The sequence below is a fragment of the Streptomyces sp. DH37 genome, assembly GCF_029813835.1.
Taxonomy (GTDB): Bacteria; Actinomycetota; Actinomycetes; order Streptomycetales; family Streptomycetaceae; genus Streptomyces.
This window is the reverse complement of sequence record NZ_JARVKV010000177.1, coordinates 1-465: the sequence shown is the minus strand read 5'-3', so window position 1 is coordinate 465 and position 465 is coordinate 1. Positions and strand designations below refer to the sequence as shown.

The window sequence follows — 465 nt, the reverse complement described above, 5'->3', positions numbered from 1 at the left end:
CAAAACGCCTGCGCGATCGCGGCGCGGTGTGCGGCTTCACCACGTCCTGGCCGTCCTGGATCCACATCGAGAATTTCTCCGCCTTCCACAATTTGCCGCTGGCGACCCGCGCCAACGGTTTTGCCGGGCTCGATGCGGAGCTGACCATCAACAATCCTGTTATCGTCAAGCACGTCGCCCAGCTCGCCGAATGGCAGAAGACGAAACTGTTCGACTATAGCGGCCGAGGGCAGTCGGCCGAGCCCCGCTTCCAGAACGGCGAATGCGGCATCTTCATCGGCTCCTCGGCGACGCGCGCCGACATCAAGGCGAACTCGAAGTTCGAGACCGGCTACGGCATGATGCCGTATTGGCCGGACGTGAAGAACGCGCCGCAGAACTCGATCATCGGCGGCGCCACGCTCTGGGTGCTGCGCGACCGGCCGCGCGAGGAATACAAGGGCGTGGCGCGGTTCTTCGCCTATC

1 protein-coding gene is annotated in these 465 nt (G+C 63.9%); it reads left to right on the top strand.

Translation table 11 applies throughout. The annotated features are described in order from the left end of the window. On the top strand, positions 1-465 hold a 465-nt coding region (locus QC029_RS31325; protein WP_279559087.1), incomplete at both ends, for an extracellular solute-binding protein.